At 50.9% G+C, this 6625-nt stretch carries 4 protein-coding genes; all 4 read right to left on the bottom strand.

Annotation, left to right across the window (positions count from 1 at the left end):
* Positions 1–1320 precede the first annotated feature (1320 nt).
* Positions 1321–1962, bottom strand: coding sequence for a VOC family protein (locus tag RTK01_RS15385; protein ID WP_312281819.1), 642 nt, complete (start codon positions 1960–1962; stop codon positions 1321–1323).
* Between the two features lie 241 nt (positions 1963–2203).
* Entirely contained in the window at positions 2204–3958 is a 1755-nt protein-coding gene (locus RTK01_RS15380; RefSeq protein ID WP_312281818.1) for an ABC transporter ATP-binding protein, read from the bottom strand.
* On the bottom strand, positions 3955–5763 hold the full coding sequence (locus tag RTK01_RS15375; RefSeq protein ID WP_397353036.1) for an ABC transporter ATP-binding protein: 1809 nt from the start codon (positions 5761–5763) through the stop codon (positions 3955–3957). The genes RTK01_RS15380 and RTK01_RS15375 overlap by 4 nt, the downstream gene beginning before the upstream one ends.
* A 56-nt stretch (positions 5764–5819) precedes the next feature.
* Positions 5820–6428, bottom strand: a complete 609-nt coding sequence (locus RTK01_RS15370; protein WP_312281816.1) for a TetR/AcrR family transcriptional regulator — start codon at positions 6426–6428, stop codon at positions 5820–5822.
* Positions 6429–6625: the final 197 nt, after the last annotated feature.

The following is a 6625-nucleotide window of genomic DNA, read 5'->3' as shown; positions in this document are numbered from 1 at the left end:
AGTATAGACAAAATCTAGGGCTTGCATAGTACAAGATTTTGTCCGCACCCCCTTAGATAGAATAAGTTGCGCAAATTAAAAGAGCGCGTCTCCGCATTAACACACAAGGAAGCAGACTTCCGGGAAAAATGTTCCCGAAGGCCGTCTGTTGAGTTTGTGGAAAACCTTAGTTTGGCTATTCGTGCAGATTTTGTACGGGTATAGTATATCAAATTCAGTCCATCCATTGGGGCGGGCAGAAAATACCTCTTGAGTTTTTAGAACATGCACACTAGTACAAAGGCAAGTCACAAACGGTCAGAGGCAAGTTACACGCGAGGAGGGCATACTATCCCATAATCATGCGCAGAATGAGCCGTCATGTTGCCACCCTAAGTTTTTCACTCTTATAAGAAACTACTAAAATTCCAACCACCTTTTGTGCGGTTACACGCTCTCTTACGGTGTGTGCCGCTTGGGAAATATTATTGTTTTTACTCATGTTTGCTTGTCGTCTGCTCAGAAAAAACTAGCAACTATAGTTGTGGTTTCTAATTGTAATTTTAGATGTTGGTAATATGAATAACCAGCGTTTTAATAAGAATAACTTCGAGCCGAGTTCTGGCGGCCCGAAGTTATTGCGTAAAAAATAGAGTTGAAAAAGGAAAGCTTATTGATTAGGGAAGGCCGAAATTGATATTCCCCCTCGAGGAGCACAGGACTCAAGCGTGACAGTTGAACCACTACAATTTTTTATACACATCACGACGGGATTTGTTCCTGTTTGGAAAACAGCAGAGCGGGACAAATGGGCTGGCGTCCCATTATATACGACGGCTTCATAGATTAATCCATCCAGTGATGCCCCAAAAGCAGGCTCTGCAACGCCAGAGGCTACTGCAATATTCCAATTCAGATAAATAGTCGTAAATGGTAGAATGGGAAACTGTCCGGTCGCTGGATTATAATAGATATTATTATTAACCGGAGTACCGAAAATAAGACACTCGCCATTTCCTACCGTTAAGTCAGGAGAAGACATACTGGAAATTCCGGCCTGAAATACGCCCGATAGTCCTGGTGAGGTGGGGCCAGTTGCGCCATCAGCACCAGTGGGGCCGGTAGAGCCGCCAATATATGCGCAGCCGCTACAACCGCACCGCTCACGGTTTCTCTTTATCCGACCCGTTTTTTAAGTTTTGCTGTGTGGCGCAGTGGGAGAAGCTCCTGCACCACAAGCGGATATCTGCATCCCATTGCCCCTCCTCGGCATCCACAAGCCGTGTCTTACGCGCTGAGAGCGGGGCCTTTAAGGCCTCGCTCTCAACCCGTCGATATTTTTTATAAAACGACCGGGGTATTCCGGCCCGGCGCATAGGAAAATTCAATATCGGTTATTCCGTTACCTGCCTTTAACTCCAACAGTTCATCGTCGCACAGCTCCCGTATCAGCGGAAACAGCTCCGATCTTGTGCCAAATGTAACGTGGCTGATTTTCGATACGCCGTTGGGGTGGACAAACCCCTTCGGCTTGGGATCAATGTTAAAATAGGTCATCAAGAACGGAATTTGGAGATCATTCGGAGCGCCCACCCTGAATTGAAGCTTGCGGCCCTTCGTATCGTTGCGGCGGGAAGGCGTTTGAAACATTGTATACCCATATTTTTTAAGAATGGCGTTCTCGCGCTCCAAATTTTCCGCGTAGTTTTCCAGCGCCAGCTCGCAGGGACCGCCTGTGTGGGCGTCATAAGAATCCAGACGGTCAACCAGCTTTCCCTGCCCCAAAAGGCGAAACGTTTTTTTCGCTGCTGCGGGCATTTTCGTGCCTGTCAGAAGCTCAAAATAAGGGCCCTCGGAAAAGTAAACCAAGGCATTGATCGGATTTTTCTCTCTGCCGTATTCTACCACAAAGCCTTTTTCCCGAAACGCTTTCACACCCTGCTCCAAATTCTGAACACGGTATATAATGTGACTGACTTTCACTCCTTCTTTCCTCCTATAAAAAAATACGGCCGAGTATTTCCTCCCGCAGGGCAGAGGCCCCCGGCAAGCTTTGGTTAGTTTAATCTAACTGCATTTTACTCCTAAACATTTTCAAATTCAACAGAAATCTGCGGGCAGTTAAAAAAAGCGCAGGAGTGCAGGCCGTAAGCCCGCACTCCTGCGCTTTCGCCATTGTATGGAAATCCATTTTCTTTAAGAGCTGCAGGCAATTTTCGGTCAATTATTGTCCGAGCTGCCAGCTTCCCGCGCGGCTCTGCTCCTCCCAGAGATGGGCATACAGACCCTCCCGGGCCAAAAGCGCTTCGTGAGTCCCACTTTCTGCCACGCGACCATTTTCCAGAACGATAATGCTGTCCGCGCTCATAATGGACTGAAGCCGGTGTGCAATCACAAGCACGGTTTTATCCGCCACAAGTGCCGAAATGGCCTGCTGAATCAATACCTCGTTTTCCGGGTCCAGCGAGGCGGTGGCTTCATCCAGCAAAACGATGGGGGCATCCTTCAGCAGAGCGCGGGCAATGGAAATCCGCTGCTTTTCTCCACCGGAGAGCGTTGACCCGCCTTCCCCAACCACCGTCCGGTATCCGTTTGGAAGCGCCATAATAAAATCGTGGCAGGCCGCCGTTTTTGCCGCCGCAATAATCTCTTCCAGCGAGGCGTTGGCGCGCCCCATCCGAATATTTTCCTCAATGGTATCGTGAAACAGGTAGACATCCTGAAATACAATGCTGACGCGCTCTAAAACCTCGTCGGCTTTCATATGCCGGATATTCGCACCGCCAAGGCGGACCTCACCCCCCGTCGGGTCCCAGAAGCGGGCAGCCAGACGCGTAATTGTGGATTTTCCAGAGCCGGAGGGGCCAACCAGCGCCGTCACGCTGCGCGCGGGGAAGCAGAGAGAAATGTCGTGGAGAACCTCCGTCTCCCCATACGAAAAGGAAACATGGTCAAAGGTAATGTCCGTGCTCTTGGGAATCTCCTGCTCTTCCGGCTCGGTCAGCGGCTCTTCCGCGAAAAGGTCTGCAATTCGCTGCCCGCTGCGGCGGGTCCGGGCAAAATCGGCAATAAAGGTAAAGAGGGTCAGCACAGGCTCGTAAATTGTAAGCGTGAGGATCAGAAACGCAATGTAGTAAAAGGGGTGCAGTTCGCCCCGTGTGAGAAGCACGGCGCCCATTAGCATCACAATGCCCATTCCGCAGTTTAGCACGAACCGGCCCAGCATACTCACGGGAGCCGCCGCCCCCGTCTCCAACCGAATGGCGGAGCTGCGCTGCCGCTCGAAGGATGCTTTCAGACTTTCAAACTGCTCACCTGCCATGTTAAATGCCTTTAGGGTCTGAATCCCGCCCACATATTCCAGAATGCGGGACGAAACCTCCTGCTGGGATTTTTGAAGGTCCGCGCTGATATGCCCCATTTTCCGCAGGCTGAGAAACGCAAAGGGCAGGGCCAGCGGAATGACCAGAAATACCGAGGCTGTCATCCGCCAGTCGAAGGTGGAGAGCACCGCGATGGCCAAGGCAAAGCGGATCAGAATGACCGCCACCTGAGGCAGCAATTGCTGAGCGAGGTCCCCGATGGTCTGATAATCTCGCAAAAGGACCGTGGAGAGATTTCCTGCGTCCCGATTGGAGTAAAACCCCATGGACAGACGGCGCAGGTGCTCTCCCAACGTAATTTGGGAATCTCTGATAATGCCGGCAAAGCCTGTGCACGCGTCCAGATAGGTCTTTTGGCGAATAAAGTTATAGGCAATGAACTGTGCCAGCAGGCCGCCGGCAAACATCCATAAATTTTGCACGGGCAGGGGTGTACCCGGGCTTTCCAAGGGCACGAGCAGATAATAGACCGCCCCCAGCATCAATCCGTAGGGCACGCTCATCACAATGCTGTCGAATAAGCTCCAGCGCAGCAGCCGCAGATATTGCCCGGGCTGCCCCAGCGTCACGGTTTCAAACCACTGCTTCATATTCATACGCAAGCATCCTCCTGCCGAATGCTCCAGCGGTCCCGCCGCTCATTCGCATCCACCAAATTTTTATACAGCTCACAGTCCCGCAGCAGCTCGCTGTGGGTTCCGCTGCCCACCAGACGCCCCTTTTCCAAAACCAGAATACGGCTGGACTTTTCCACCGTTTTCAGCCTGTGGGCAATCATCAGCACGGTTTTGTTCTTGGAAAGCGCAGCAAAGGCTGCCTGTATTTTTGCCTCATTATCCGCGTCTGCATAAGCCGTGGCTTCATCCAAAATCACAATGGGCGAATCCTTCAAGAAAATGCGCGCAATGGCAATCCGCTGCTTTTCCCCGCCGGAAAGATACGCGTTTGAATCGCCAACCACCGTCTGATACCCATTGGGCAGTGCCTGAATCACGTCATGGATACCTGCATTTTTTGCCGCCTGCTCCACCTTTTCAAGGCTTGTCTGAGTATTTCCCATGCGGATGTTCCGTTCCACCGTATCGTGAAACAGCACGGAATCCTGAAATACGCAGGACACCAGGCTCATCAGCCGGTTGGGTGGAATTTCCCGTATGTCCACTCCGCCGATTTTAATGCTTCCCGCCTGCGGCTCGTAAAATCGCAGCAGAAGCTGCGCCAGCGTAGATTTTCCGCCGCCGGACGGACCCACAAGGCCCACCACGCTTCCCTGCGGGACCGAAAAGCTTACCTCCGACACCGCTTGAAGGTCCTGCCCATAGGAGAAAGATACGTTTTCAAACGTAATGTCATAGGTCTGGGGATTTCCTGTGCCGTCTTCCCCCAGCTCCGGCTGCGTCAAAATATTGTCAATTCGGTTCACGCCCTCTACAATCCGATTTGACATAATTACCATCTGCATCATATTTTCCATCGGCTCCTTCAGTCCGCCGCCTACCAGAAAAAACAGCAGAATTACCGGCAGAAAATCAAGATAGCTTTTTGCCGTGGGAAGCAGCACCAGCGCCGCAGGCAGCAAGAACATGAGTTGCGCACCGAAAAAAGCGTAATATGCCCCTATGGGCTTTGCGTTGGCATGGGCCGTGCGGCTTACGATATCGGCAAAGGCGTTCAGGTCGTTCTCATAGCGCCCAAACGCGCTAAGGGACCGGTTAAATACCTTTACAACGCTCATCCCGTGAATGTACTCGACAATGGTTCCCTGCATTCTTTCCTGACTGTCGTGCAGCTCCACCTGTAACGCCGCCTTGTCAGGCTGCTTCAGACAGGCGGAAAGCAGGCACAGGGAAATGCAGATAGGCAGAAGCGTTACCAGCGTCAGCCGCCAGTCCATTCCGAAGAGATACAGCAGGGTAAACACCGGCGTGGCAATTGCAGCGGCAATATCGCAGATATGATGGGCAATAAATGCCTCTAATTGCTCCGCGTCGTCCGAAATAATTTTTTTAATGGCGCCCTGTGTGGTGCCGGTAAAATAGCCGGAGGAAATCCGGGCCAGCTTGTCCATCAACTGTATGCGCAGCTCATAAATAATGTCGTAAGCCGCCGTGTGTGATATGGCGGAGGAGAAATAGGCGCATACACCGTAAATCAGCGCCGCCCCGAACGTTACTTCGGCAAGAAAGACAATGCGTCCGCCGTCCACCTCCGCCACAAGCGTGTAATGCACCAGCAGTTCCCGCACCACGCCATAAATAGTGAAAAACGGCACAATCCTTGCCGCTGAGGAAAGCACCGCAAGAAAACACGCGAAGACCAGCTTTTTTCTTTTTCCGCCCGCTAGTTCAAAAAGGCGGGAGAGTCCCTGCTTTCTTTTCGGGGTCTTTGGCAATTGCTTCATATTATTTTTCCTTTCTTAAGTTAGTTTTAGCTAACCTCTGGACAAAAAAACGCCTTTTAGTCGCTGCCTTCAAAAACAAGATGAAACAGAAGCCCGTAGATATGCTCCAGCGTTTCATCCAGCACATCGGCGTGCAGCGTGTCTCTGTTGATCTTTGCCAGTGCCATGAGCTTAATTAAATTCGCAACAACATGGATATTCAAATCCTTGCGCACATGCTCCATATGGTCGAAGAGAGCGTGCATAATCCAGGCTTCCCGCTTATCGTAGGCACTGTCGTCCGGATTGCAGTATTCAACAGGCGAGACAGCCTTCAGCTTTTCCATATCCGCCGCCGTGAGATATTGGTAGATGCTGTCTCGGCTGAAAACAATCTTTTTCAAATACGCTTTGCCCTCGGCGGCAGTCATTTTTTCCCGCCCGTCAAGAATCTGGTCAAAATACTCTTTGGAACGGTCCCTCTGAAATTCAATAATTTCGGTAACAAACTGCTCCTTAGACGAAAAAAAGTTGTAAAATGTGCTTTTACCAAGTCCTGCCGCCTGCGTAATTTTTCCCACGGAAGCGTGGGTCATCCCGTGCTGCTTAATCAGGGCAAAGCCCTCATTCAGCATTTTTACCCGCAGCTCCTCCCGCTCCTTCATGGTAAATACTCTAAGGGGCATCCTATCATCTCCCTTTCTTAGTTTGCGACCAATATTATATAATTGGTCGCAAACTAAGTGTAGCACCGTTGATCCTACTTCGTCAATAGGCATACGAACTTTTTTGAAAACATTTGTATGTTCGTCGCTTTATGTGCTTCCGCTTACCGGTTTATGCGGCTTTAAGGACCGCCCGCATTTATGGGCGGACGGCCTCT

It is taken from the genome of Oscillibacter sp. (assembly GCF_031978065.1).
Lineage (GTDB): Bacteria > Bacillota > Clostridia > Oscillospirales > Oscillospiraceae > Oscillibacter.
This window is presented reverse-complemented; position numbering and strand designations above follow the sequence as displayed.